At 57.8% G+C, this 24,904-nt stretch carries 17 protein-coding genes and 1 pseudogene; 9 read left to right on the forward strand and 9 right to left on the reverse strand.

Annotation, left to right across the window (positions count from 1 at the left end):
• Nucleotides 1-19 precede the first annotated feature (19 nt).
• The 3 genes from ABNF92_RS11275 to ABNF92_RS11285 all read left to right on the forward strand — a co-directional run bounded on the left by ABNF92_RS11275 (nt 20) and on the right by ABNF92_RS11285 (nt 6,883).
• A complete protein-coding gene (locus ABNF92_RS11275; RefSeq protein WP_349342176.1) occupies nt 20-3,322 on the forward strand; it encodes a transglutaminase family protein in 3,303 nt (1,100 codons plus the stop codon).
• Nucleotides 3,323-3,411: 89 nt separating this feature from the next.
• A complete protein-coding gene (locus ABNF92_RS11280; protein WP_069182330.1) occupies nt 3,412-5,916 on the forward strand; it encodes a circularly permuted type 2 ATP-grasp protein in 2,505 nt (834 codons plus the stop codon).
• Nucleotides 5,917-5,926: 10 nt separating this feature from the next.
• Nucleotides 5,927-6,883, forward strand: coding sequence for a transglutaminase family protein (locus ABNF92_RS11285; protein WP_349342177.1), 957 nt, complete (start codon nt 5,927-5,929; stop codon nt 6,881-6,883).
• Between the two features lie 21 nt (nt 6,884-6,904).
• On the opposite strand, the gene ABNF92_RS11290 is transcribed toward ABNF92_RS11285, so the two are convergent.
• On the reverse strand, nt 6,905-7,801 hold the full coding sequence (locus ABNF92_RS11290; protein ID WP_349342178.1) for an alpha/beta hydrolase: 897 nt from the start codon (nt 7,799-7,801) through the stop codon (nt 6,905-6,907).
• A 111-nt stretch (nt 7,802-7,912) separates the two neighbouring features.
• Here ABNF92_RS11290 and ABNF92_RS11295 point away from each other — a divergent pair, with 111 nt between their 5' ends.
• The 4 genes from ABNF92_RS11295 to ABNF92_RS11310 all read left to right on the forward strand — a co-directional run bounded on the left by ABNF92_RS11295 (nt 7,913) and on the right by ABNF92_RS11310 (nt 10,862).
• Nucleotides 7,913-8,917, forward strand: coding sequence for a helix-turn-helix domain-containing protein (locus tag ABNF92_RS11295; RefSeq protein ID WP_349342179.1), 1,005 nt, complete (start codon nt 7,913-7,915; stop codon nt 8,915-8,917).
• A 93-nt stretch (nt 8,918-9,010) separates the two neighbouring features.
• The gene (locus ABNF92_RS11300; RefSeq protein ID WP_349342180.1) at nt 9,011-9,634 is read left to right on the forward strand and encodes a MarC family protein; all 624 of its coding nucleotides are present in this window, start codon (nt 9,011-9,013) and stop codon (nt 9,632-9,634) included.
• A gap of 36 nt (nt 9,635-9,670) precedes the next feature.
• Nucleotides 9,671-10,267, forward strand: a complete 597-nt coding sequence (locus ABNF92_RS11305; RefSeq protein WP_349342181.1) for a gamma-glutamylcyclotransferase — start codon at nt 9,671-9,673, stop codon at nt 10,265-10,267.
• A gap of 139 nt (nt 10,268-10,406) precedes the next feature.
• The gene (locus ABNF92_RS11310) at nt 10,407-10,862 is read left to right on the forward strand and encodes a hypothetical protein (RefSeq protein ID WP_349342182.1); all 456 of its coding nucleotides are present in this window, start codon (nt 10,407-10,409) and stop codon (nt 10,860-10,862) included.
• A gap of 394 nt (nt 10,863-11,256) precedes the next feature.
• Here the strand turns inward: ABNF92_RS11310 and ABNF92_RS11315 are convergent, their stop codons facing one another.
• From ABNF92_RS11315 to ABNF92_RS11340, 6 genes are all read right to left on the reverse strand, one after another.
• A complete protein-coding gene (locus ABNF92_RS11315) occupies nt 11,257-12,450 on the reverse strand; it encodes a HAMP domain-containing sensor histidine kinase (RefSeq protein ID WP_349342183.1) in 1,194 nt (397 codons plus the stop codon).
• A 100-nt stretch (nt 12,451-12,550) separates the two neighbouring features.
• A complete protein-coding gene (locus ABNF92_RS11320; protein WP_349342184.1) occupies nt 12,551-13,231 on the reverse strand; it encodes a response regulator transcription factor in 681 nt (226 codons plus the stop codon).
• Nucleotides 13,225-16,386, reverse strand: coding sequence for an efflux RND transporter permease subunit (locus tag ABNF92_RS11325; protein WP_349342185.1), 3,162 nt, complete (start codon nt 16,384-16,386; stop codon nt 13,225-13,227). Before ABNF92_RS11325 ends, ABNF92_RS11320 begins: the two co-directional genes overlap by 7 nt.
• Complete coding sequence (locus ABNF92_RS11330; protein ID WP_349342186.1) at nt 16,379-17,548, reverse strand: efflux RND transporter periplasmic adaptor subunit; 1,170 nt, start codon at nt 17,546-17,548, stop codon at nt 16,379-16,381. Before ABNF92_RS11330 ends, ABNF92_RS11325 begins: the two co-directional genes overlap by 8 nt.
• Nucleotides 17,545-18,900, reverse strand: a complete 1,356-nt coding sequence (locus ABNF92_RS11335) for a TolC family protein (protein WP_349342187.1) — start codon at nt 18,898-18,900, stop codon at nt 17,545-17,547. Before ABNF92_RS11335 ends, ABNF92_RS11330 begins: the two co-directional genes overlap by 4 nt.
• A gap of 400 nt (nt 18,901-19,300) precedes the next feature.
• Nucleotides 19,301-20,182 carry a DMT family transporter gene (locus tag ABNF92_RS11340; protein ID WP_349342188.1) on the reverse strand — a complete coding sequence of 294 codons (882 nt, stop codon included), beginning with the start codon at nt 20,180-20,182 and terminating at the stop codon, nt 19,301-19,303.
• Nucleotides 20,183-20,410: 228 nt separating this feature from the next.
• On the opposite strand from ABNF92_RS11340, the gene ABNF92_RS11345 reads away from it, so the two are divergent.
• Together ABNF92_RS11345 and ABNF92_RS11350 are read left to right on the forward strand one after the other, a co-directional pair.
• Nucleotides 20,411-21,370 carry a LysR family transcriptional regulator gene (locus tag ABNF92_RS11345; RefSeq protein ID WP_153634109.1) on the forward strand — a complete coding sequence of 320 codons (960 nt, stop codon included), beginning with the start codon at nt 20,411-20,413 and terminating at the stop codon, nt 21,368-21,370.
• A gap of 214 nt (nt 21,371-21,584) precedes the next feature.
• Nucleotides 21,585-21,668 (forward strand): annotated as a pseudogene (locus tag ABNF92_RS11350) (hypothetical protein); the annotation flags it as partial.
• 145 nt (nt 21,669-21,813) lie between these two features.
• On the opposite strand, the gene tsaA reads toward ABNF92_RS11350, so the two are convergent.
• Together tsaA and ABNF92_RS11360 are read right to left on the reverse strand one after the other, a co-directional pair.
• Complete coding sequence (gene tsaA, locus ABNF92_RS11355; protein WP_349342189.1) at nt 21,814-22,299, reverse strand: tRNA (N6-threonylcarbamoyladenosine(37)-N6)-methyltransferase TrmO; 486 nt, start codon at nt 22,297-22,299, stop codon at nt 21,814-21,816.
• 15 nt (nt 22,300-22,314) lie between these two features.
• Nucleotides 22,315-24,822, reverse strand: coding sequence for an acyl-CoA dehydrogenase (locus ABNF92_RS11360; RefSeq protein ID WP_349342190.1), 2,508 nt, complete (start codon nt 24,820-24,822; stop codon nt 22,315-22,317).
• Between the last annotated feature and the right edge of the window lie 82 nt (nt 24,823-24,904).

Here is a 24,904-nt window from a genome sequence, read left to right on the forward strand (position 1 = left end):
CGCCTGCGAGATAGGTTCCATGTCGATTCACGTTGCCCTGAGCCACACCACTCACTATCGCTACGAGCGGCCCATCACCCTGGGGCCGCAGATCGTTCGTTTGCGCCCCTGTCCACATGCGCGAACCCGAATTCTCAGTTACTCACTGAAGGTTGAGCCGGAAGGTTACTTTCTGAACTGGCAACAGGATCCGCAGGCCAATTATCTGGCCCGGCTGGTATTTCCGGAAAAGACGGACGAGCTGAAGATCACGGTGGACCTGGTTGCCGAGATGGCGGTGATCAACCCGTTCGATTTCTTCCTGGAACCCCGGGCGGAGACCATTCCCTTCGAGTATGAGGAATGGCAGACGGCGGAGCTGGCGCCTTACTTGCAGAAATTGCCGGAAACACCGGAATTCCGGAAATGGATGGCCACCATAGACCGCAAGGAAACGCCCAGCGTCGATTTCTTGGTGGGCGTAAACCAGCGGCTAGCCAACCGGATTGATTATCTGATCCGGATGGAACCGGGCGTGCAGACGCCGGAAGAGACCCTGAAAAAAGGCTCCGGATCCTGTCGGGATTCCACCTGGCTGCTGGTCCAGACGCTTCGGCACCTTGGGCTGGCGGCGCGGTTCGTCTCCGGTTACCTGATTCAGCTCAAGGCGGACCTGAAAGCACTGGACGGCCCCTCGGGCGCGGAGGAGGACTTCACTGACCTGCACGCCTGGTGCGAGGTCTTCCTGCCCGGCGCCGGTTGGGTGGGACTGGATCCCACGTCTGGCCTGTTTGCCGGGGAAGGTCACATTCCGCTGGCCTGCAGCCCGGATCCGTCTTCGGCCGCGCCCATATCCGGCATGGTGGAAGACTGCGAGGTCGAATTCGAGCATCAGATGGGCGTCCAGCGCATCTGGGAAGCGCCGCGGGTGACCAAACCCTACACTGAGGAGCAGTGGCAACGCGTCGTGGATCTGGGGCATGAGGTGGACCAGCGCCTGACCGAGCTCGATGTGCGTCTGACTCAGGGCGGTGAACCCACTTTCGTGGCCAATCACGACCGTGATGAGCCCGAGTGGAACACCGAGGCTATGGGCCCCACAAAGCGCAAGAAGGCCATTGAGCTCTATCACCGGATGCGGGACCGCTATGGTGCCGGTGGGCTGGTGCATTTCGGCCAGGGCAAATGGTACCCGGGAGAGCCGCTGCCCCGGTGGTCACTGAACTGTTTCTGGCGCAAGGATGGCGAGACGATCTGGCATGACGAGCGTTGGCTGGCGGACGAACGCACGGAAGGCAAGGCAGGCCCGGAAGATGCTCACCGGTTTTTGTCGGCCCTGGCGACGGAACTGGGTGTCGATGAAAAGCACCTGTTCCCGGGGTTCGAGGATGCCTTTTATTACCTTTGGCGGGAACGACGGCTGCCGGTCAACGTCGATCCCTTTGATGCCAAGCTTGAGAATGCCCTTGAGCGGAAGCAGCTTCAGCAGATATTCAGCCGGGGTCTGGATGAGCCCGTCGGCTACGTGCTGCCACTGCGTGTTTCCGAAAAGGAGAAGGCCTGGGAGACCGGACCCTGGTTCCTGCGCAGTGAGCGTTGCTACCTGATTCCGGGCGGCTCCCCCATGGGCCACCGGCTGCCCCTGGACAGTCAGCCCTGGGTGGAAGAAGCGGATTACCCCTGGATCCACGAACAGGACCCGTTTGCCCCTCGCGGGCCCTTGCCTGTCAGCGAACAGATCCGTCAGTGGAACAGCCACAGCCAGGCTGGCCAGCCGTCTTCGGAGCTGGAGCCACCTGCCAAAGGCAAGTCAGCACCCGAGATTGTCCGAACGGCCCTTTGTGTGGAGCCCCGGGATGGCATCCTTCGCGTTTTCATGCCGCCGCTGGCGGAGCTGGAACCCTATCTTGCGCTGGTCGCGGCCATCGAGAAAACCGCCGCAGAGCTCAAGCAACCGGTCTTGCTGGAAGGCTATGAGCCACCCTCCGACCCACGGTTGAGTCATTTCCGGATTACGCCGGACCCGGGGGTGATCGAAGTGAATGTACAGCCGGTCAAGACCTGGGATGAGCTGGTTGAACAGACCGAGACGCTCTATGCAGACGCCTACGAATGCCGGCTCACGTCCGAGAAGTTCATGATGGACGGCCGTCATACCGGTACCGGTGGCGGTAACCATTTCGTGCTGGGCTCGCAAAAGGCCGAGGATTCTCCGTTCCTGAGGCGCCCGGATCTGTTGCGCAGCCTGATCAGCTACTGGCATAACCATCCCAGTCTGTCCTACCTGTTCTCCGGCCTGTTCATCGGCCCCAGCTCCCAGGCCCCCAGGATTGACGAGGCCCGTAACGACCATGTGTTCGAAATGGAGCTGGCCTTCAAGGAGATGGAGCGGCTCTGCCCGGTGGGCAAGAAAGTCGCGCCCTGGGTGGTGGACCGCTTGCTCCGGGATCTGCTCACGGATGTCACGGGCAACACCCATCGAGCCGAGTTCTGTATCGACAAGCTCTATTCCCCGGACGGTCCGGGCGGGCGTCACGGTTTGCTGGAGCTGCGTGCCTTCGAGATGCCGCCCCATGCCCGCATGAGCCTGACCCAGCAGCTGCTGTTGCGCGCGCTGGTGGCACGCTTCTGGGAGCAACCCTACAAGCCGCCAGGGCTGGTGCGCTGGGGTACGGAACTGCACGACCGTTTCCTGCTGCCCCACTATGTCTGGCAGGACTTCGAAGATGTGATCGACGATATGAAGGCGCGCGGTTACCCGCTCGAGAGCGAGTGGTTCGCGCCCCATTTCGAGTTCCGGTTCCCCCGGATCGGCGATTACAAGGTCAAGGGCATCACCCTTGAGCTGCGCTCGGCCCTGGAGCCCTGGCACGTGACGGGCGAGCACGGCGCGATTGGCGGCACCGCCCGATACGTGGATTCTTCCCTCGAGCGTTTGCAGGTGAAGGTGCGCGGCGCCGCGCCGGATCGCTACCAGATCACCTGCAATCAGGTGCCGCTGCCACTTCAGCCTACTGGCATGGTGGGTGAATCGGTTGCTGGTGTCCGTTACCGGGCGTGGCAGCCGTCGCAGTGCATGCACCCTACCATCGGGGTGGATGGGCCGCTGGTGTTTGATATCGTGGATACCTGGAATGAACGCAGCCTGGGCGGGTGTGAGTATCACGTGACCCATCCCGGTGGCCGGAATTTCGAGACGCTGCCGGTGAATTCGTTCGAAGCTGAAGGCCGCCGTATGGCCCGTTTCTTCCGGATGGGCCACAGCTCAGGCCAGCAACCCCTGCGGCCGGTGCCGGAGCACCGAGAGTTCCCGTTCACCCTGGATTTGCGGTATCACAAATAACATGTGGGAACTTACCGTTTGATACTGGCTCAGGGGACTGTAAAGCGGCTATGCTTCCAGCTCACTGACCAACGGAGCCCGAATTCACGGTGGCGAAGCAGCGCGCAGTAACTGACATCCTCCGCCAGTACCACCCGGTGCCGCATCGGTTCGATGAGCTTGGCTCCATGGGCTCCGTGCCGCCATCCCATTGGCGGCCGTTATTGCAGCAGCTGAACCTGGAGTCAGTGGCCGGTCTCAACCTCAGGGCCCAGGCGGTATCCAACGCCATCGCCGAGGACGGCGTAACTTACAACGTCTACGAAGACCCTCGTGGTGATACCCGCCCGTGGGAAGTGGACCTGCTTCCGCTGGTGCTGGGTTCTCATGAGTGGCAGTGGCTTTCGAAAGCCGTCGCCCAGCGGGCGGAGCTGCTGGACAGCGTTCTGGCCGATCTTTATGGCGAACAGTCGCTTTTAAAAGAAGGGCTTATGCCACCGGCCCTGGTCTATGGACAGGCGGGCTTCCAGTGGCCTTGCCAGGGCATCCAGCCTGCGGGTGGCCGTTTCCTGCACCTGTACGCCGTGGATCTGGCGCGCGCGCCGGACGGCGGCTGGTGGGTGATGGCGGACAGAACCCAGGCGCCTTCCGGGGCTGGTTACGCGCTTCAGAACCGGCTGGTGATTTCCCGGGCGTTCCCGGCGCCGTTCCACAACTTGCCGGTGACCAACCTTTCTGAGTTTTTCCAGGGCTTTCAGAACAGCCTGGCGGGTATGTCGCCAGCCGGAACCGAATCGCCGCTTTGCGTGCTTCTGACCCCCGGGCGGTTCAACGAAACCTATTTCGAACACGTGTTCCTGGCCCGTTATCTGGGGTTCCCCCTGGTTGAAGGCCAGGATCTGACCGTGCGTGATGACACCGTCTACCTGAAAACCCTCCAGGGCCTGCGCCGGGTGCATGCCATCTATCGCCGGCTGGACGACGGTTTCTGTGATCCGCTGGAGCTTCGCGCCGATTCGGTGCTGGGTATTCCCGGGCTGCTGGGTGCGGTGCGGGCAGGCAAGGTGCTGATGGCAAATGCCCTGGGATCAGGCGTTCTCGAGAGTGCCGCGTTGTTCGGCTTCCTGCCCGAGATCTCGAAGAAATTGCTGGGCTCGTCTCTTGTCATGCCATCGGTGGCGTCCTGGTGGTGTGGTGAGAAACCGGCCCTGGACTATGTGATCGAGCACCTGGACGAACTGGTGATCAAGCCAGCGTTCGCGAGCATGCGCATGGAACCGGTATTCGGCTATCAGGTGAAAGGTGCCGAGCGGGAGGCGCTGATCAAGAAGATGCACGCCCATCCCCATGCGTTTGTCGGGCAGGAACTGGTGCACCTGTCGCAGGCACCGGTCTGGAAGGGAGACCCGAACCAGCCACTGGAAACCCGGTCTATCGGCTTGCGGTTGTTCGCGGCAGCCACGCCTTCGGGCTGGCGGGTCATGCCCGGTGGGCTGACCCGGGTGGCCATGGATGAGGGTGTGGAAGTCATCTCCATGCAGCGGGGTGGACTTTCAAAGGATACCTGGGTGCAGGCTCGCTATACGGCACCCTCCAAATCGCTGATCAAGAAACGTCTGCAGGTTTCCGACCTGCTGGACGGAGAGCGGGACACGCCCTCGCGGGTGGGCGAAAACCTGTTCTGGATGGGCCGGCACTCGGAGCGGGCGGAAGGTACCGCCCGGTTGTTGCGGGCGGCTTTCAACCGCCTGTCGGGGCACGACCAGGCCAGCGAGGAAGCCCTGCTCGGGCTCCAGCAGGCGGCCGAGCAGTTCGGTACTCTACCGGAACCTGAAGAAGACGCGGTACCCGAGCCGCTTCCAGACGTACTGCTCAGGGCGGTGAGTGACGTGACATCTCCTGGTTCGATCGCGGCCATTCTCCAGGCGCTGCTGTTCAATGCTAGCCAGGTTCGGGATCGGCTGTCCTCCGACAACTGGCACACGCTTAATCGGGTGGGTAAGCCCCTGAGACCGGCGCCAACCACCCCGGACCAGTCCATCCGGGCGTTGAATCTGGTGTTGCTGGACTGTATCTCCCTGGCCGGCTTCGCCATGGATGACATCACACGGGATGCCAGCTGGGTTTTCCTGGTGATCGGTCGGCGCCTGGAGCGCCTTGCCAATCTCTGTACCCTGATCTGCGTGCCGTTGTTGAGCGACAGATTCAGCCGTCAGGCGATGCTGGAGTGGCTGCTGGAAGTGGCCAACTCGGAAGTGACCTATCGGACCCGATACCGTAGGACACCGGAGTTGCTGGGCGTCATTCATACCCTGGTGATCGACGCGAGCAACCCCCATTCGGTGATGTTCCAGCTGCGGCAGCTACAGAAGGATCTGCCGGAGATGAGCCGGAAAACCGGCCAACTCTTCCCCCCGGACCTGAACGAATCACTTCAGCGTCTCCAGGCACTTGATCTGCACCCATTTGAGCGCAAACGACCGGACAAAGCCTGCGAGGTTCTGGCGGAGTTGTTGTACGACATCCGGTCGGAGGCCTATCGTGTATCGGATGAAATCCAGCGGCAGTGTTTCATTCACACCCGGTATTCGGACCGGCCTGTGAAACCGGATTGAGGGGGCTGTCATGACATTTGTCCGTTACCATGTGCGTCATGAGACCCTGTACCAGTACGACCAGGTGGTGGGGGAGTCCCATCATTTGCTGAGGCTGACGCCACGGGCGCTTCCGTGGCAGAGAAACCTTGAGCACCACTTGGCGATCTCGCCGGAGCCGTCGGCACGGCGCTCGTTTCTCGACTGCTTCGGCAACCGGATCACCAAGATTCATTTCACCGGTGACCACGAGTACCTGGAGATCGTCAGCGAGTTCTGGGTGGAATTGCGCGACCGGCCGAAGCCCTCGGCTGCGGCTGCCAAGGTGCCCTGGGAGGCCGTGCGCGATAGCCTGCGGTACCGTGCAGACAGGAAGTTCCCGCCGGACCATCTTCAGGCCACGGCGTTCCGATTTGTCTCCACCAACGTGCCCATTGATTCCCAGTATGCCGCCTACGCACGAGAGGCCTTTCTTCCGGGCCGGCCCCTGGTGGAGGCGGCAGATGCCCTGATGCGGATGATCCATCGGGACTTCAAGTTCGATGCCTCGGCAACGGAAACCTTTACCCCGATGGAACAGGCCTTCAAGGCCCGTCGAGGCGTTTGCCAGGATTTCTCCCACATCATGATTGCCTGCCTGCGATCGGTAGGCCTGGCTGCCCGCTACATGAGTGGTTATATCCTCACCCATCCGCCCGAGGGCAAGGAGCGATTGGTTGGCGCCGATGCCACCCATGCCTGGGTGGCTGTGTTCGTACCGGATTTTGGCTGGCTGGAGCTGGATCCCACCAATGCCCTGAGGCCGGATCTGGAACACATCACCCTCGGCTGGGGCCGTGACTTTTCCGATATCACACCGATGCGGGGCGTGCTGCTGGGCGGCGGTGAACATGAACCGGAGATTGCCGTGACCGTGGTTCCCGAGGAGGAATTCGCCTCGCTGTATGGCGACGGCGAAACCTACCTCGAAGAACTGTCCTCGGGATAACCGCGGCTTTCTGACACGGCTTCACTCCCGGCCCAGACTTTTCAACACCGTTTCCATGACCATGGGACTTGAAAGAATCCGATGATGGCCAAGGCCACTGGTGCGCAGAAGATCTGCCTTATCCCAGGTTTCGGCCACGCGTTGGCTCTCTTCCGGTGAAATGGACGTGTCGGCGTCATCAATGACAATCAGACCACGCTGGTTCAGCCGGCGGCAAAGCGTCTCAAGATTCAGCTTCTCCCAAATGGATGGGCCGAACCGGTCTTCCATGAGTTCGAGGTGAACGGTCAGTACTTCGGGACTGAGTGCCAACTGTCTGCCAAGGTTCACCATAACGGCTTTCAGGCTGACCGGCGGTGCCAGCATTGCCACGTAGTCGGTATCAAGCCCGTTGGTGATGGCTCGCGCTACTGCGATACATCCGAGGGAATGCGCCAGCACACCTCTAACACCGCCTACGCTGGCAGCCACATGAGCAGCCACGTCGGCCATCTCAAGCAGATCTGTGCTCTCCCCCTGCGCGCGGCCATGGGCCGGGGCATCGAAGACAACCACCCTGTAGCCGGCTTCAACCAGCGGTTCAATCCAGGCGCCGAACTGAACGCCCGCGCCTCCCCAGCCATGGACTCCGAGAATCACCGGGCCTTCACCCCAGGAATAAACCGGAATGGTTCGCGCGCCGTGTTGAAGCTGGGTATAGCTGTCTGTGTTGTCCAGCCAATGCTCGTAGCGAACTGGCAGAGACAGACGGGAGGGCCTGAAGGCCATACGGTTTACCAATTTTCCGGCTTTTTGCGGCGATACCCGTGCATAGAGTTGCAGTGCCAGGCGGGTCGCGGAAAGCCCCGGATTGCCGGGTTTCCTGAGTTGGCTTGATTGGCGTGAGATCGCTGTCTGTGTATTCAGTTGTGAGGTCATGGAGAAAGTCCTTCTTCGTGCTCTGGTGGATGACAGTTTCAGGTTAGGGCTTGCCGGCTGTCAGCAGGAGTGTCATATTTGACATATAAAGTGCGGAAAGAGCCATTCCCCATGATGAATGTTGCAATCGTTGCCTTGCCTAACTGCCATGCTTCGGGCGTACACGGTGTGATGGATTTCTTCACTGTGGCGAACTATTGCGCCCGCGTGCCAGGCGTTCACAGTGATCCCCTGTTTAACTGCCAGGTGGTGACCGTGGATAATCAGCCGGTACGTGGTTACAGCGGTGCTCTGGTAACACCAACGGTGTGTCGTGAAAGTTTCCGGCCAGATTTGATTGTGGTTGGCTCCTCCGTTGAAGCAGCGGTCAATGCAGAGCTTCTGGAACGAACCCTGGCACCCGCCACCCCACTTTTTGGTTGGCTGAGGGAAGCCTTTGAGCAGGGTGTTGTCGTGGCGAGTGTGTGCACTGGCAGTTTTGTGCTTGCCGAGGCTGGTTTGCTCTGCGATCAGGTGGCCACAACACACTGGCGGGCAGCATCATTGTTTCGGGACCGATACCCGGACATTCGACTGGATGAAGATCAACTGCTGGTGGATAACGGCCAGATTATCTGTGCCGGTGGTGCGACGGCGTTTGTGGATTTGTGCCTTTACCTGGTGGAACGTTTTGCCTCTCCCTCGGTCGCCCTGGCTTGCAGCAAGATGCTGGTTCTGGACGGGCGCCGAGTGGAACAGACACCCTACATGGCCTTCTACAGCCGGAAAGCTCACCAGGATGATCCCATCCGCAAGGCTCAAACCTGGCTGGAACATCATTACTCAGACCCGATCAGCATTGATGATGTGGCTGATGTTGCCGGACTGGGTACTCGCACCTTCAAGCGCCGGTTCAAGGAGGCTACCGGGGAAACACCCATTGGCTATCTCCAGCACCTTCGCATTGAAGCCGCCAAACACAAACTGGAATCCAGCCGTGAGCAAACGGCCCGCATTATCTGGAGCGTGGGCTACGAGGATGCCAGCTCTTTCAGGCGTTTATTCAAGCGCACGGTGGGCTGCACAATGGAACAGTATCGTAAGCGCTTCAGTTATGTGACACCGTTGGCCGTGTGATTTGAAGGGGCGTCATACGTCCACTTCCTTACGGCAGGAAAGGTGGTAGCAAGCTATGCTTACCGGCTTTCATTGACCGCTGGAATACCCGGAATGCTTGAAACCTTTTTCTCCACCTACATCAGCAGCACCATTCGCTTTCTGTTCCTGCTGGCGCCTTTTTTCGTGGTGACCATGTTCCTGGCGCTGACCAGGGGCCTGCCGGCAACCGAGAAGACATCGATCATCCGTCGTGCCTGTGTTTCGGCCTTTATGATGGGCGTGATTTTGTTCTTTGCCGGCCCGCTGCTGTTCAGCGCCATCGGCATTACCCTCAATTCTTTCCGGATCGGCGCCGGAAGTCTGCTGTTCCTGACCGCCACCAGCCTGGTGACCAGTGGCACCCGGAATCACGCCACGGGGCTGCCTGATGAGGATCGCGATGACATTGCCGTTGTGCCTCTGGCGATTCCCGTGATGATCGGGCCGGCCACGATTGGTGCGATCATGGTCTATGGCGCCGAGCTCAATCGGGTCTCCGAAGTGGCCGGCGGCTTGCTGGGGCTGGTCTCGAGCTTGTTGATCCTGGCAGTGTTGCTGCATCTTTCAGGGTATCTCGAAAAGGTGCTGGGCAAGACTGGCCTGAACATCATGTCCAAGATCAGTGGCCTGATTCTTTCGGCCATGGCGGCTGAAATCGTCCTGACGGGTATTGCCGGTTTTATTGCGTCCACCTAGAGTATTCATCATTCCGTTCTTGCCGCAGGGTGTCTGATGTCTGCCAATACCATTGAGCACAATCGTAAAAAGTACGATTTCTCGGGCGTGGAGTCTGTCTGGCTGTTTGGTTACGGCTCCCTGATCTACAAGGTCGACTTCCCCTTTCTGGAGCAGCGCCCGGCGTCGATTCGAGGGTGGGAGCGGCGGTTCTGGCAAGGCTCCCACGATCATCGGGGCACGCCGGAGTCGCCGGGCAGGGTGGTCACCCTGATAGAAAAACCGGATGCGGTCTGCAAGGGCATGGCGTTCCGGGTGTCGCCCAAGGTATTCGAGCATCTGGATGTCCGGGAAAAGAACGGTTATCTGCGCCTGAACATCACGCTCACCTTCAACGATGGCAGCCATGCCGAGGGCCTGGTCTATATTGCCACCGAAGATAATGAAGCCTTCCTCGGCCATGCCCCCGATGCGGATATTGCCCGGCAGATCGCCTCTGCCTCGGGCCCCAGCGGCCCGAATGCCGAGTATCTGCTGAGGCTCGCGGAATCCCTCCGCGCGCTGGGTGCCGACTGCCCACACACCTTTGCTATTGAATCCCACCTCAAGTCTGTCGCCAAAAACGGCACCCAGAGACGCCAGAACGTCAAGTAGACAGGGCCTTTGGTAAAGATCCTGCAAAGCCCGCTTTGGGGCACTGACATTCGCTCCCGATTCGATAATCTGGACTCAGAGGCATCCGGCATTGGGTCCGGATGCAGGATCTGTCTCTGAACAGAAAGGGAGAAGCATCATGAAGCGATTGTTGATCGGAAGCCTGGTAATGGCGTTCCTGATTGGATCCGCTCCGGTGATGGCCGACGACGATGACCGCCGTGGGCAAGGCTGGCAAAAGCACCATGATCGGGGAAATGCCCTGCCGCCGGGCCACCAGAAAAAGTTCTTGCAGGCCCATTACCGCGACGACCGTTATGATCGGCACCATCACAAGCCCCGGCACCATAAGCAGCATAAGTGGGATCGAAAACATCACGATCGCCATCGCTACTACGGAGACAAGCGCGGATGGGGCAAAAAGCACAAGCGCGATCTCTATCGCGACCGACATGACCGCCGACATGACTGGCATCGTCATCATTCCGGCCATTACGGTATAAAGCTGGGCTACGGTGACGGATTGCCACCGGAGGCCAGGATCGGTCGGATCATTCACGACACTCATGTGCTAATCGAATCTTCCCGGCGCTGATCGAATAGATCGACTCAGAACCTGGAAAAACTTAAAACCTCGTGCTTACTGAAGATGACTCCATTGGTTCGGCTCACTTGCTGCCCGGTTGGCGTTGCTCTTGAGATTTCATCTTTCTAACTCGTCACCATAGATTTATGCCTACAACCTTTGGCATAAATCACTCAGTTTTAGTCTGAACTGCTATTCTGAGGATCCGGAGTTTTCAGTTATAAATGCACCGAAATGCTGGGTTAGTATCAGGTTTTAATGGCGCAGAGGCGATAAGACTTGAACGATTTAAACAATCGACGCTCTGTGAAAAGAATGCTCAGAAGATTGACCTTTTCCTGCTCGTGATCAGGCGCCATATCTTGTTCATGCGTGTTGCAACTAGCATTTTAATCTTGGGCTGTCAGAAGTCGCTGAAAGCTTCTGAAGGCTCCAAGTTAGTCTTAAAATACAAGCGCACACTTCTGCCGTCTCGACGGATTATCTTGTCATATCTCCAGCCGAGTCTGCGGGTCAGTTTTTCAGTTAACTGTAGCCCTAGACCAAAACCAAGATCGTCCTCCGTTTCCGCTGCGGATGTATCGAAGTTTTCTATATCAACCACCCAGCCTTCCTGAGTAATCAGAATCTGCCCCTCCCATGTGTGCTGGAAAGCATTGCGAATCAGGTTGCCTATTACGATGCGGGCAGCGGTTTCAGGAAGTTCAAAGGTGCAGGGTGATGTGCGAACAGATAGCTGGACACTTTTCCCCTCCAGCAGGTATTCAAGATCGCTGGCTAGGCTTTCGATCAGTTGATCCAGCCGCACTTCACTCTGAGGCAGTTCATTACTGTGTTCCCGCCCCAGCCACAGCAGCGTCTCCGTCAGATGCTTCATGGTCAGACTGGCACGATCAAGGCGATTTACAATGGCATTTTCCCGGCAATCGCTTTGATCACTGCGTGGGGTTTTTTTGAGTTTATCCAGTAACTGGATGTTGCTTCGTATAACACTGATCGGGGTGCGCAACTCATGGCTGGCCTGTCTGAGAAAGGTCTGCTCTCTATCCAGACCTTCTTTCACCGAGATCAGACTGCCACGTACCACTTCTGCGAAGTCATTCAAATCCCGAAATTCGAAATCCGGAATGTCTCTATCAAGTGTCTGTTCGTTCAAGCCCCTGGCCCACATGCCCAGGCGAGTCACCGGTTGAGTTACCTGGCGCATCAACCACCAGACGATCAGTGCCAGAAACAGCGCGGAGCCTAATCCAATCAGTAGTAGCGTCATTAATGAATCTCTGGCATTACGACCTACAAGGCTGGACACCCGGTCAGGTGAAATCTGGAAACTGACATAAAACGGACCTCCAGATACGCTGGTGATCATATAAAAAATAATCTGCTCTGCCTGCTTCTCGGCTCCCGGGAACTTGATTTTCTGAAGCTGATTCTCGGCCTGTGGGGGCGTTGGCACTGCCGCGACGATCCAGTCGGGTTGGTCCGACCACTCGCGAGTCACTGTGTAGTTGTCGGGGATGTTGACGTCGAGACGCTTGTTGTTACTGGCGGCGGCATTGGCAGCCCGAATAAGGTTGTCGGCAATAATGGTATCCATGCCATCGATAAAGTATCGGGCGGACAAAAAGCTGTATCCCGTGACGAGGATCAGGGCAACGGTTGCAAACGCGAGAATCAGAGATCCCCGGATACTGGCGTTAATTCTGATCATCGTTGTCTCTCAGGGCAAAACCGAAGCGGGGTACGGTTTGGATCATGGGATACAGAAAACCGGCGTCGACTGCCTTGCGAACATGATGAATATGGACTTTCAGAGCGCTGCTGTCAGGCAGACTATCTCCCCATACGGTGGCTTCCAGTCGCTGACGAGACACCGCCGCCGGAGCTTCTCTCAAAAGCATCTCCAGCAGCTTCCAGCCAATGGGGGATAGCTTCAGGGTGCGGCCCGCCCGACAGGCCTCTCGCTTGTTCAGGTCCATTTTCAGCTCGCCATACCGCAATATCCGGGCCTGGCCACTGCGACGGCGAGTCAGTGCACGCACACGAACGACCAGTTCGTCGAGTTCAAACGGTTTGGTCAGGAAGTCATCGGTCCCGGAGCGGAAGCCGTCCAGCTTGTCCTTGAGTTGGTCCCGGGCAGTCAGCATCAGGACCGGGATATCATGCCCTGTGTCCCGCAATTTTCGGCAGAGGGAGAGCCCATCGAGCCTTGGCAGATTGAGGTCCAGCAGGAGCGCATCGTAGTCGTGATCCTGCAACAGCTGCAGCCCTTGTACGCCGTTGCTGGCATGATCACATCGGATATCTTCCAGTTCCAGGTACTGCACCACAGTCGTGGCCAGATCATAGTCATCCTCGACTAACAGAATGTCTAGCATGGCTCAGAGACTCCTTCGCTGTCCGGCTTGCCTGGTGCCAGTCGTTTCAGGCGGCTGGCAAGATCTTCCTGGATGGCGACTAGTGAGGGTGTCAGAATCAGAGTGATTACCGTCGCAAATACAATACCATAGGCCAGTGAAACGGCTGCGGGAATCAGGAACTGGGCCTGTAGAGAGGTTTCGCTAAGTATCGGTATGAGGCCGGCAAACGTTGTTGCTGATGTCAGTAGAACCGGCCTCAGCCGACCGACACAAGCGGTTATCATTGCCTTTTTACGATCGTCGGTTTGCCGGGCTTCCTGATTATACTGACTAACCAGCAGCAAGCTGTCGTTCACAACCACACCGCTGAGCGCGATTACTCCATTAAAGGACAATATGCTCAGCGGCAGATCATTCAGCCAGTGACCGAGGATAGCGCCCACGACACCGAAGGGAATGGCGGTCATGATGACGACTGGCTGGATATAGGATTTCAAGGGAACGGCCAGCAACATATAGATGGCCAGCAGTGCCATAAAGAACATGGTCGCCATGGACGAAGAGGTTTCCTGCTGCTGTTCTGCCTCGCCACCAAACTGAATATCCAGGCCGGGATATTGTTTCTCAAGGTCTTTGGCGATGGTCATTTGCAGACTCCGGACCAGTTCGGTTACGGATATGGTTTCCTTATCTACGTCAGAGGTGATGTAGATAGCGCGTTTTCCATCGATACGGGTGATGTTATCGCGGGAAAAGCCATAGGTTGCTACAGCCGCAGAGGAAACAGGTACGACATCACCGGACGGGGTGCGGATATTTGCCTTCAGTACGTCGGCGGCGCTGCCTCGGTCAGATTCCGGGTAACGTACTTTTACTTCCACTTCATCCCCGCCCCGTTGGTAACGCTGAACGACCTGGCCGCTGAACGCTTGATATATTTGGGCCGCCAGATCATCGGTTGTTATGCCCATTGCCTTGCCCTGATCGGTAAGCTTCAGGTTGAGCTGAGGCTGAGTTGGCGTGAGATTGTCGTCCAGGCCACTGATGGCTCCGATACCCTGAAGGTGTCCTTTCAATGCCTCCCCTGCTTGGTTGAGCACATCGTCGTCGCTGGATCGAAGTTCAATACGCAAGGCGTCCACCATCATTTGACGATTCTGAACACTGAGGGTTTTTGCGCCCTCGGGCTTGCCCGCAAGCGCTCGCCAACGACCGGTAAATCCTGCCAGCGTGTAAGGTGCGTCATCGGTTAACTCGACGGTCACTGATCCGCTCTGGTCGGCTTCGGAGATGACCTGAAGGTTAGCAATGGCTGTTTCCTCATGGCCGCTGTCTGATCGAAGAGCTTCGTCAACCTCAAATGCCTGGGTTTCAAGTTGGCGCAATGCGTTGTGCGTCAGTCCGTAACTTGCATCTTTTTGCATGGTCAAACTGGCTGTCACGGTCTGGGCGGGTACATCCGGGAAGAAACTGGTTCGCACTGTGCCGTTAAAGGGCATGGCGATAACCAGAACGAGCACGCCAATGCCGAACAACACCACTGCGTAACGGTGCGCGATTGCTTGCCCGATCAGCGGTGTGTAGATGCGGCTATTGAAGGCATTGAGGATTGCATTCGCGCCGTTCTGTATTTTCTGCCACCCACGAGTGGCCCAGTTTCTGCGTTCGCCATTGCGATGAGTGTGCAGGTGGGACAGGTGAGCTGGAAGGATAAGCTTAGATTCCACTACAGACAGCAAAAGACAGATGGTGACCACCACCGCAAACTGTGCGTAGAGCTGGCCGAGCATACCGCTGATTTGCGACAACGCCGCAAAAGCAGCCACAGTGGTAAACACCCCGAATAGCGTCGGCAAGGCCACCGTCAGGGTGCCTTTGATAGTGTTTTCGAGTGTGTCGCCATACTTTTCCCGTGTCGTATAAACGCTCTCACCTACGACTACGGCATCGTCCACCACGATCCCCAGGGCCATGATAAAGCCGAAGGTAGTGAACTCATTCAGGGACAGATCGGTGAAGTTCCTGCCCATGAAAAAAAGCGTCCCGAAGAAAATGAATGGCAATCCCATCGCCACCCAGAAAGCCACCTTGAGATTCAGGAAAATCGCCAGCAACAGGAATACCAGCGCGATCCCCATCAGGGCGTTCTCCACCAACAGCGTCAACCTGCTGGAGATGTTCTCGCTGCTATCGCTCCAGCTTGCAAGTTTTACCCCTTCCGGCAGGGTCCCGTTCTCCCGCCATATTTTGATAACGTCTTCAGTGGCGGCAACGGTTTTCAGGATGTCATCGTCACCAATACTGATCACATCCAGTGCAAGACTGTTCCGGCCATTGAACCGGGACAATACGGGTGTGGCGTCATCGAAGGTGTCGCGAATACGGGCCACATCACCCAGGGTGACGATTCCGTGTTGTGCTGTGCTGATCAACGGAATCTGGGCAAACTCCGTCGCGTAGTAAGCCTGCTCCGATGCTTTGAGTTGCAAATACAAACGCTCATGACGAAGGATGGCCGTGGAGGTATTCGAAGAAAACTGATTGATAGCATCCTGAACGTCTGTCAACGACAAGCCATAGGCTTGGAGCCTGGATTCATCCACCTCAATTGACATGATCGGATCAACCCAGCCTGAATAGGTTATCCGACTGATATCCTGTCGTGACAGAAGATCCGCCTTCAGCCGGTCTCCCAGTTGCTGCAAGGTTTGACGACCGACATCACCATACAATTGGAGTGTAATGGCCTGGGATTCCCGTTGACCTTTCTCTACCACTGGCTTTTCCGCATTGGCCGGAAAATTCGAAACACCATCTACCTTGTTTTTAACATCCCGTAGCAGAGCATCCAGGTCGTAATCCGACTGCCGCTCGACAGTGACCGTCACACCTTGGCTGTTAGAAGTAGATGTGATGGACTTGATGCCGGTGACGCCCTCCAGAGCGTCCTCGATTTTGATGGCGACACCTTCCTCGCTTTGCTGGGCGGAACCGCTCAAATAGGTTACAGACACGGTAATACTCTCCGGATCGGCTGCCGGAAAGGCTTCCTTGCGTAAGTCGCCAACGGTCAACAGACCCGCGACAATGATGAGGATCAGAAGCAGGTTAGCGGCTACCGGATTGGCGGTGAACCAGGGAATCACACCCTTGTAGCTGTGCTGATTACTCATCGTATTGCTCCTTTTGAGGAACAACTTTCATTCCTTCGCTGTAACTGCTTAACGGCTGAACAAGGACCTTCGCACTTTTGCTGCCTTCAGGCGGCTCGACGTAGATGTGCCCGGTATCCGAAAAGCGGATGTTGGCGGCGTGAGCTTTCAGAAGGTTGTCTTCGGTGACTGTCCAGATCTCGCCCCGCTGGCTCAGCGCTGATGGAGGTAGCTTCCACAGGCCAGCCACGGCCTTCCCTGGAATTTGTGCGTTAAGGAAAGTGCCGGGATACAGTGGGGTGACATGGTTAAGCGGTTGTTCCACTGTGACGATCAGGGATCGCAGGCGAGTATCCGTGTTCAGGCTCTTTTCGACACGAGTCACGACGCCGTTCCAATGCTTACCGGTTTCATTCTGCTGAAGCTTTACCGGGTAGTGCCCCGACAAGAGTTCTGCCTCGCTGGGCAGCATTGACCAGTCGCTTGCTGACAGAGGAATGGCAACGTCCACTGTACCGGCGCTTAACAATTGCCCGATCTCATTACCCGCTTGTATGTAACTCCCCGGCGCAATGTCCCGGCTCACCACGATGGCGTCGAATGGTGCCTTGACGCGGGCACTAGCGAGGTCCGCCTCCGCAGCAGCAACGGCTTGTTTTGCGCTATCCAATGCGGCTTTTGCAGCGGCCAGTTGTGGTTCTCGCAGCACCAGAGGAGAGGTTGGCTCACCCGTTAACCCGGACGAGGACCATTCTTGTTGCGCCTGCTGCAACTCTTGTTGCTCTTGCAAGTAATCCACGCGAGCACTAGCAAGGGTTTCGCGGGCCGACTCCAGTGACGCCCGAAGTTGGCTGTCGTCTAATGTGGCGAGGGTGGTGCCACTGGTAACCAACCGTCCAGACTCAAAAGCGTCGTGCACCGCGACAACCTGGCCGCTGACACGACTATTCAGCGCCAGATCGAACCTCGCCTCGGCGCCACCAACCCCTTTAACAGAAGCCTGGTGAGTGGCAGCGGTGCTCTCGACCACGGCAACGGTTGGGCTTTCTTGCTTCCTGGCTGCCGGTGTCTGCTGCAATGCTTCCTGGTACTCGGACATTCGCCCGCTGTTATAAATAATGACAGCAACCACAAACACGACAGCCAGCAACAGGACAATTATTCGGATGGTTTTACGACTCATTCGGTGACTCCCAGACCCAGCGCAAGCGCCAAGGTGATGCGGTTATCGAGGCGGTTGAAGGTAAGTGTGTCGAGCTGTGCTTCCAGATCGTAGGTTTGCCCCTGTACTTCCAGAAGCTCCAGAATGGTGGCGTTACCGGCACGGTACTTATCCTGATAACGCGTCAATGTAAGGCGCTGTCTTTCTAAGGCTTTCTGTATATAGGTCTGCCGTTCGGCAAGCGCCTGCTCCCTGGCCAGCGCATTACGGACCTCCTCAACAGCCGTCAGCAGTGTTTCGCGATAATTCTGGTATTGAATGGCGCTCTCCAGCTCGGCGATTTCGGCGGCGCCCTTCAGCTTTCCCCCCTGAAACAGTGGCGCGGTCAGTTGGCCCAGCAAAGACCAGACCGGATCGGTGAGAAGGGCATCTCCAGGTGAGTCTGCAATGTCTTCCAGTGCGGCTTGGACATCTATCCTCGGAAGCAGGTCTTTATAAGCAACGCTGGCGTCTTCTTCGGCTGCCACAATGGCGTGCCACGCCGCCTGCAAATCCGGGCGGCGGGCCAGAGTCTGTTCCGGTAATTCGGCCAGTGGCTTCTCTACGTTGGGGTACTCGTCGGGCACCTGATATGTGTTGTTGGTTACACGACCCAGCAGACTGTTCAGCGCTCTCTCGCCTTCGCGAATGGACTGCTCAAGCTCGCGTGCAGAAGCACGGGTGCTGAGGGTTGAGCTGCGGGCGCTGTCAAGGTCGTCCAGGGTGCCAAGCCCGCGTTGATAGCGTTGCAGGATAACTTGCTCGTTCTTTTCGAGAGTGTTCAGCCTTTGCCGTTCTATCGCCAGGGAACGTTTTTGTGAGATCAGACCCAGCCAGCTACTCATCGTTTCGGACGCAAGCGTATCCCTGGCTGCCTGGAAGGTTTCCTGCTGCTGAAACAGGCTTTGCTCTGCTGCGTTAATACCGTCTTCAATCTGTTGCCACAGATCCAGTTGCCAGTTGAGTGTCAGTGATCCGGTGTATTGGCTGTCGGCATCTTCAGTTTTTCCTACGCTAAAGCCCGCTTCCAGCTCGGGGTATCGGTCACCGCGCTGCTGATGCAATCTTGCCTGGCTCTGCTGAAGAGCCAGGAGGGTTTGTTGCAATCCGGGGTTATTGGCCAGAGCCTCGGAAACCAGCGATTGAAGTTCCTGGCTGGTTATCAGTTCGGTCAGACGCGTGGCAGAACCCACTGAGTCATCGTTTGACCAGGCTGGCACCGTCAATGGTATGTGGCTGGCTTGGGAGGAATAGTCACTCTGATCACCAATACTGGCACAGCCCGATAGCAGGGCAAGCACCAAGGAGACCAAAAGCAGAAGGTAAGAAGGCATGAACTCTGTCCACCGGCGATTAGGGTATTTAGAACCAGATGGACAGCTTAGAGACAGAGGGGTTAATGAAGGGTTAAAACTTCAAAGTCACCAATTCCCTTTTCCGCTGGGAGAACGACATAAGTTGAGTGCAGAAAGTCGCGCATCAACCAGTTTTTCCGGATACCCCTGAAAACCTGTATTGGAACAATCAAGAGCGGGAATTCGAAGGATTCAAGAACGATTGGAGCTTTGTGCAGATCCAAATCTCAGAGCAGACCCCAATCAAGAGACACCGCTATTCCCAGCGCTAAGGGTGAATCAAAACACTGCAATTGAGGTCATTGATTTGTTGCTAGGCCAGGGAGAGGATATTGATGCCCGGAGTTTTACGAAAGATCCGGCGATGTCGCTTGAGGCTTTAACCATTCATGGGGAAGGCTTGGGGCACGCGTTGGGTTCTCTGACGCGAACCCAACCCAATCAGAATCAAAGGCACCACGATCATAAGGCTGCCGGCCAGGAACCACAGGTCGGGCACTTCACCGAACCAGATCCAGCCAATTCCTACGGCCCAGATCAGACCGGTGTATTCGGCACTGGTGACCTGGTTTGCATCCACCTGGCGATAGGCCAGCAGTACGGTGATGTTGTAGCCCAGAATAAACAGGGCGGAGCCCATGGCACCGATCAGGATGCCAGAATCCCATTGGGCGCCTTCCCACCAGGCCAGTGCACCAGCTGCGGGCAGAATCAGCAGGTAATTCAGGAACAGTTTGTGAACGGTGCTCTGCTGTTTCGGCAGTTTCCTCACCAGCACGGCGTTGATGGCCAGGGCAAAGGCTGAGGCGAGTGCCGCCACGGCCGCCCAGTTGAATTCCACCGGCCGAAGGATAAGCACGATGCCGGCAAAGCCGCTGAACACAGCGGTGACGCTCAGTGGAGTCAGCTTTTCCCGGAACAGGAACACCGAGAGCACCATGACCAGGATCGGCGCTGCATAGAACACGGCGTTGGCAGTCGCCAGGGGCAGGTTGCCCAGGGCGATCACCATGCACAGAATTCCAGCCAGGTGAACGTGAGCCCGGAAGGTGTGGATTTTCAGGCCGGCGAACAGGTTTTTCCGGTCCAGTTGTTTGGCCAGCGGTAAAAGGAAGGCCAGGGTGATCAGGCAGCGCAGGAAAGCAAACTGGAACACCGGGGCGCCGGGTTCAAGCAGTTTGATGAATACGTCAGAGATCAATGCCATGGCGTTGCCGATCACCAGCAGAAGGATGGCGCTGTTTACGGTTTTTCCTGACATGTTTTTCTCCTCAATTCCTGAACTTTGGGTGCATGAGCCCGGTCAGCAAATGGCTTCCGAAAACCGCTGCGAGTACGTCCATGTACGCTTGCTCCTCGCCTTCCATGGCTCCGAGCATTTTCGGAAGCCATTTGCTGCCCGAGCTCCCCTAACTGGCTCAGGCATTCTATTTGGGCTTTAATATCCGATAAAATGATCATTATTCACGACCTATTAGAAAATTAGATAATGAAGCTGCCACCCCTGAAAGCCCTGCCCGTATTTGAAGCCGTTGCCCGTCTCAACAGCTTTTCCCTTGCTGCCGAAGAGCTGGCGGTGAGCCAGAGTGCGGTCAGTCACCAGATAAAACAGCTGGAAACCTATCTGGGGGAGCAGTTGTTCTGGCGCAGTGGGCGAACGCTGTCGTTGACCGATGAGGGGCGGCAGTATCTGGATGCAGTCAGCTCGGCGCTGCTGCAGATTGAGCGGGCCAGTGAGCAGTTGCTGGGCCATGAGGAGTCCTTGCTGCGGCTGTCGGTGTTCAGCTCATTTGCTGTTCGGTGGTTGGTGCCCAGGTTGCCGGATCTGAAGCGGTTGCATCCTCAGCTGGATCTGTCGCTGGAAATGAGCAGTCAGAATCCGGTGTTGTCGGATCGGGTGGCGGATTGCTTTGTTACCGTTAAACCCACGTCGCCGGCGTTCAGCTATGAGCTGCTTTACGAGGAGCGTCTGTTCCCGGTGTGCAGTCAGGACTATTGGCAGAAGATTCGTCGGGAACTGGACTTGGAGGAAGTGGCTGGTGACCCGTCATCGGTCTCGTTGACGCCGGAAATGGTGGCGGAGTTTCCGTTGTTATCGACCTACAGTATCTATGACCGGCAGGGCGGGGACTGGGAAGCCTGGTACCGCGAGGCGGGCCTGGAGCTGCCCCGATCGAGCCGTTTGCTGCATTCAAGCCATATGCTGCTGTCGCTTGAAGCCGCGCGCTTTCACCAGGGAATCGCATTGACCAACGATTACATGCTCAGTACCCGGAAGGATTCCAGCGACTTCGTGCGCTTGCCCTGCCATTCCGTCATGACGGGCGATATTTTCTATTTTGCATGGAAAACCAGCCGGCGCCGTGAACGAGGGATTCAGCTCCTTCGCCGGTGGCTGGTCGCAGAGGCGATCAGTTCTGGTTTGCGTCCGGAAGCTATACCTCAGTAAATTGCCCGGCGAACAGAGCTTTTTTCTGTCAGGGAACGCAAGCCGAAGACTCAGCGTGTAGACACAAAGATCTCGTATGCTGGCCATCCAGTTTAAATGAACGCAATCCATGCCCGAGAGGAGCAAGCTATTCATGTTTAAAACTCTATCCGCTGTCGCAATGGTGCTGCTGTTCGGTGCGACCATGCCTGTAAACGCTGGCAACCATAGCGATGCATTGCCGCCCGGACTGCAGAAGAAGGTGGAGCAGGGCAAGCCGCTGCCTCCGGGCTGGCAGAAAAAGCTGGATATTGGCCGCGGCGACCGTTTGCATCGTGAGCTATACGATTACGGCGATGTTCGCGATATCGGCGATGGACGGGCAGAAGTGAGAGTGGAAGACCGCATCTATACGGTCATCAAGGACACTCGGGAAATCATCGACATCCTCGATCAGTAAAGATTCAGTCTCTACTCCCAGGTTTATCCGGCGCCTTCGGGCTGAAGGCGCACCGGTCCGGTTTGATGTCCAGTAAGGGCGTTTCGTCCAGACAGTCCAGGCCGCGCACAACCAGCGTTCCTTTTTCGATGCGAACCAGTTTAACCATGGAGGTGCCGATCGGGTTGGGCCGAACCGGCGATCGCAGGGCAAAGGTGCCAAACGTCTGGCCATCGCTTTTAGGGCTTTGCCGGATCAGATCCCGGCGGCTCTGGTCGAGCCAGTAGAGCACTTCGATGGTGTCATAGTTTTCAAGGCCCTCCAGGGCCTGGTGCCAGACCGGGTCCAGTACCAGCTGACATTCGGGGCCGTCGAGCTTGCCCTGGCGCGGGCAGTCTTTGCGGTCGCGCCAGGGCGTGCGGATGGTGCCGATGAAGCGAAGCGAGGCATCGGAGGCCGGTTCAAGTTCCACGGCCTCCTCGTTGGGTCGCAGATCTCCGGGGTCGGTCATGGGCTGATCTGCACCTTATTTCTCTTCCCGTGGCGGACGTTCGACGACCTTGCGCTTACCTTTGGCGCACCTTGAAAGCGCCTTCAGGCCATCGGCGTCGAACGCATCCACGCGGATCACGTCGTAGAGTGCCTCCAGTGCTTCCAGCAGTTTGTCGCACTCGTCCGCCTTGACCACGCCCTCGGCGCAGGCCCAGTCCACCAGTTCCTTGCGCTGATGCCCCATGAGCAGGTCAATGCCGCCCAGTTCGTCCTCATCCCGATTACGCATGGCGTCGTGCAGACGGCTGCGCATATCCGCCGTTTCGTTCGCCAGCTTGTAGGCATTCAATACGCGGCCGAGCGGATCGTCCGGGTCCATGGTGGTGTAGGCACCGCGGCTGATGCGTTGGCGTACCGGGGTGTCTTTGACGATGGATTCCGCGACCTTTGCGCCGAGCCTGTCATCCGGACCGTTCAGGCCGGTGGCGCCCAGCGGGAACACCAGCAGGCGCAAGGGCCAGCGCAGGGCCGGTACCGGGAAGTTGATGATAGCCTCGCGCATGGAGCCCTGGAGGTCTCTCAGGCAGGTCTTCAGGCACCATTCCACCAGCGGCCGCTGGTCGTCCGGGTAGCCTTCCTCATGCCACTGTTTGATGACGGCGGTGGCGTAGTACAGCTGTACCAGGCAGTCGGCCATGCGCCCGGAGAGCCGCTGGCGGGCTTTGAGGCCGCCGCCAACGGTCAGCAGGGTAACATCGGTCATCAGGGCGAACGCCGCCGAGAACCGGGCCAGTTGCCGGTAACAGGGCTTGAGATCGCCCTGCCGTGGCACAGATTCAATCCAGCCTCGGGTAAGCCCCAGTAGCAATGCTCGCAGGGCGTTACGGGTGGTGTGGGCCAGGTGGCGATAGAAGATACCGTCGAATTTCTTGGCCGCTTTGTCCTCGTCTTCCATGCCCGCGGCTTCGATTTCTTCAACAATGAACGGGTGGCAGCGGATGGACCCCTGGCCAAAGATCATCAGGCTCCGGGTTAGGATATTGGCGCCTTCCACGGTGATACCGATGGGCACTGCCTGGTAGGCCCGGGCCAGGAAGTTGCGGGGCCCGGTGATCACGCCCCGACCGGCGACCACATCCATGGCGTGGTTGATGACTTCCCGCATCAGGTCGGTATTGCGGTATTTCAGCACGGCAGAGGGCACCGACGGGCGCACGCCCCGGTCCAGCATGCCGGAGGTCAGCAGCCGGGCTGCGTCCATCATGTAGGTGTAGCCGGCGATGGGCTCCAGGGCTTCCTGCACGCCCTCAAACTGGCTGATGGTACGGCCGAACTGTTCCCGGGTGTAGGAATAGGAACCGGTGGCCAGGCTGGCCACCTTGCCGGCTCCGGTGCCGAGGGCGGGAAGGGAGATGGACCGGCCGATGGAGAGGCATTCCAGCAGCATGGTCCAGCCCTTGCCGAGCATGTCCTGTCCGCCGATCACCTGTTCCATGGGAATGAACACGTCGTTGCCCCAGGTCGGGCCATTCATGAAGACAGTGTTCATGGGCAGGTGGCGGGCACCGGCATTGACGCCCTCGGTGTCCCTTGGTACCAGCACGCAGGTAACGCCGATCTCGTCAGACTCACCCAGCAGCTTGTCCGGGTCGTAGACCTTGATGGCCAGGCCGATCAGTGTCGCCACCGGGGCCAGGGTGATGTAGCGCTTGTTCCAGGTGACTTTCAGCCCCAGCACTTCCTTGCCGTTCCACTGGCCCTTGCAGACGATGCCCTTGTCCGGAATGGCGCCGGCGTCGGAGCCGGCCACTGGTGAAGTCAGTGCGAAACAGGGAATCTCGTCGCCGCCGGCCAGTCTGGGCAAGTAGTGCTGTTTCTGCTCATCAGTGCCGTAATGCATCAGCAACTCACCGGGGCCGAGGGAGTTGGGCACCATCACGGTAACCGCCGCTGACACGCTCCGGGTGGAAATCTTCATCACGATTTCGGAATGGGCGGTGTTCGAGAAACCCAGGCCGCCGTCTTCTTTTGGGATCACCAGACCGAAAAAGCCGTTCTCACGGATAAACTTCCAGACCTTGTCTGGCAAATCGTATTGCTCGTGAGTGATTTTCCAGTCGTCGAGCATGGCGCAGAGCTTCTCCACCGGGCCGTCCAGAAAGGCCTGCTCTTCGCTGGTGAGGTGTGCCGGCTTGGCGTCCAGCAGCTTGTTCCACCTGGGCTTGCCGGAGAAGAGTTCGCCGTCCCAATCCACCGAGCCGGATTTCAGGGCTTCAGCTTCGGTGTCGGAAAGTTTCGGGAGCCGGCTGCGAACCCAGCCAAGCAGGGGGCGGCTGAGCTTGTCGAGGCGCAAATCGCCGGGAATCACCAGTATCAGCGCCAGGGCCAGCAGAACGCCGCCGCACAGAATGCTGATCAGGTGCCATCCATCCTGGAACAGGCCCACAACGGTGGCAATGGACATGACGGCAGCGGCTGTGCTGCCCCCTATACCCAGATAGATCAGCACCAGGGCGCTGACCAGCAGGAGAAGAACACTCATGGGGAGACCTCCGTATCGTGAATGCAATCGCTCAGAATCAACTTTAACCATCGGTCAAAGTCCATGCGGTTGCAAGGGGTTC

It is taken from the genome of Marinobacter sp. MMG032 (assembly GCF_040112695.1).
GTDB lineage: Bacteria > Pseudomonadota > Gammaproteobacteria > Pseudomonadales > Oleiphilaceae > Marinobacter > Marinobacter salsuginis.

What these genes read in the sequence shown, in the direction of transcription:
- ABNF92_RS11275 (WP_349342176.1), top strand. Translation starts at nt 20, where the DNA reads ATGTCGATTCACGTTGCCCTGAGCCACACCACTCACTATCGCTACGAG.
- ABNF92_RS11285 (WP_349342177.1), top strand. Translation starts at nt 5,927, where the DNA reads ATGACATTTGTCCGTTACCATGTGCGTCATGAGACCCTGTACCAGTAC.
- ABNF92_RS11290 (WP_349342178.1), bottom strand. Translation starts at nt 7,801, where the DNA reads ATGACCTCACAACTGAATACACAGACAGCGATCTCACGCCAATCAAGC.
- ABNF92_RS11295 (WP_349342179.1), top strand. Translation starts at nt 7,913, where the DNA reads ATGATGAATGTTGCAATCGTTGCCTTGCCTAACTGCCATGCTTCGGGC.
- ABNF92_RS11300 (WP_349342180.1), top strand. Translation starts at nt 9,011, where the DNA reads ATGCTTGAAACCTTTTTCTCCACCTACATCAGCAGCACCATTCGCTTT.
- ABNF92_RS11305 (WP_349342181.1), top strand. Translation starts at nt 9,671, where the DNA reads ATGTCTGCCAATACCATTGAGCACAATCGTAAAAAGTACGATTTCTCG.
- ABNF92_RS11310 (WP_349342182.1), top strand. Translation starts at nt 10,407, where the DNA reads ATGAAGCGATTGTTGATCGGAAGCCTGGTAATGGCGTTCCTGATTGGA.
- ABNF92_RS11315 (WP_349342183.1), bottom strand. Translation starts at nt 12,450, where the DNA reads ATGGATACCATTATTGCCGACAACCTTATTCGGGCTGCCAATGCCGCC.
- ABNF92_RS11320 (WP_349342184.1), bottom strand. Translation starts at nt 13,231, where the DNA reads ATGCTAGACATTCTGTTAGTCGAGGATGACTATGATCTGGCCACGACT.
- ABNF92_RS11325 (WP_349342185.1), bottom strand. Translation starts at nt 16,386, where the DNA reads ATGAGTAATCAGCACAGCTACAAGGGTGTGATTCCCTGGTTCACCGCC.
- ABNF92_RS11330 (WP_349342186.1), bottom strand. Translation starts at nt 17,548, where the DNA reads ATGAGTCGTAAAACCATCCGAATAATTGTCCTGTTGCTGGCTGTCGTG.
- ABNF92_RS11335 (WP_349342187.1), bottom strand. Translation starts at nt 18,900, where the DNA reads ATGCCTTCTTACCTTCTGCTTTTGGTCTCCTTGGTGCTTGCCCTGCTA.
- ABNF92_RS11340 (WP_349342188.1), bottom strand. Translation starts at nt 20,182, where the DNA reads ATGTCAGGAAAAACCGTAAACAGCGCCATCCTTCTGCTGGTGATCGGC.
- ABNF92_RS11345 (WP_153634109.1), top strand. Translation starts at nt 20,411, where the DNA reads ATGAAGCTGCCACCCCTGAAAGCCCTGCCCGTATTTGAAGCCGTTGCC.
- tsaA (WP_349342189.1), bottom strand. Translation starts at nt 22,299, where the DNA reads ATGACCGACCCCGGAGATCTGCGACCCAACGAGGAGGCCGTGGAACTT.
- ABNF92_RS11360 (WP_349342190.1), bottom strand. Translation starts at nt 24,822, where the DNA reads ATGAGTGTTCTTCTCCTGCTGGTCAGCGCCCTGGTGCTGATCTATCTG.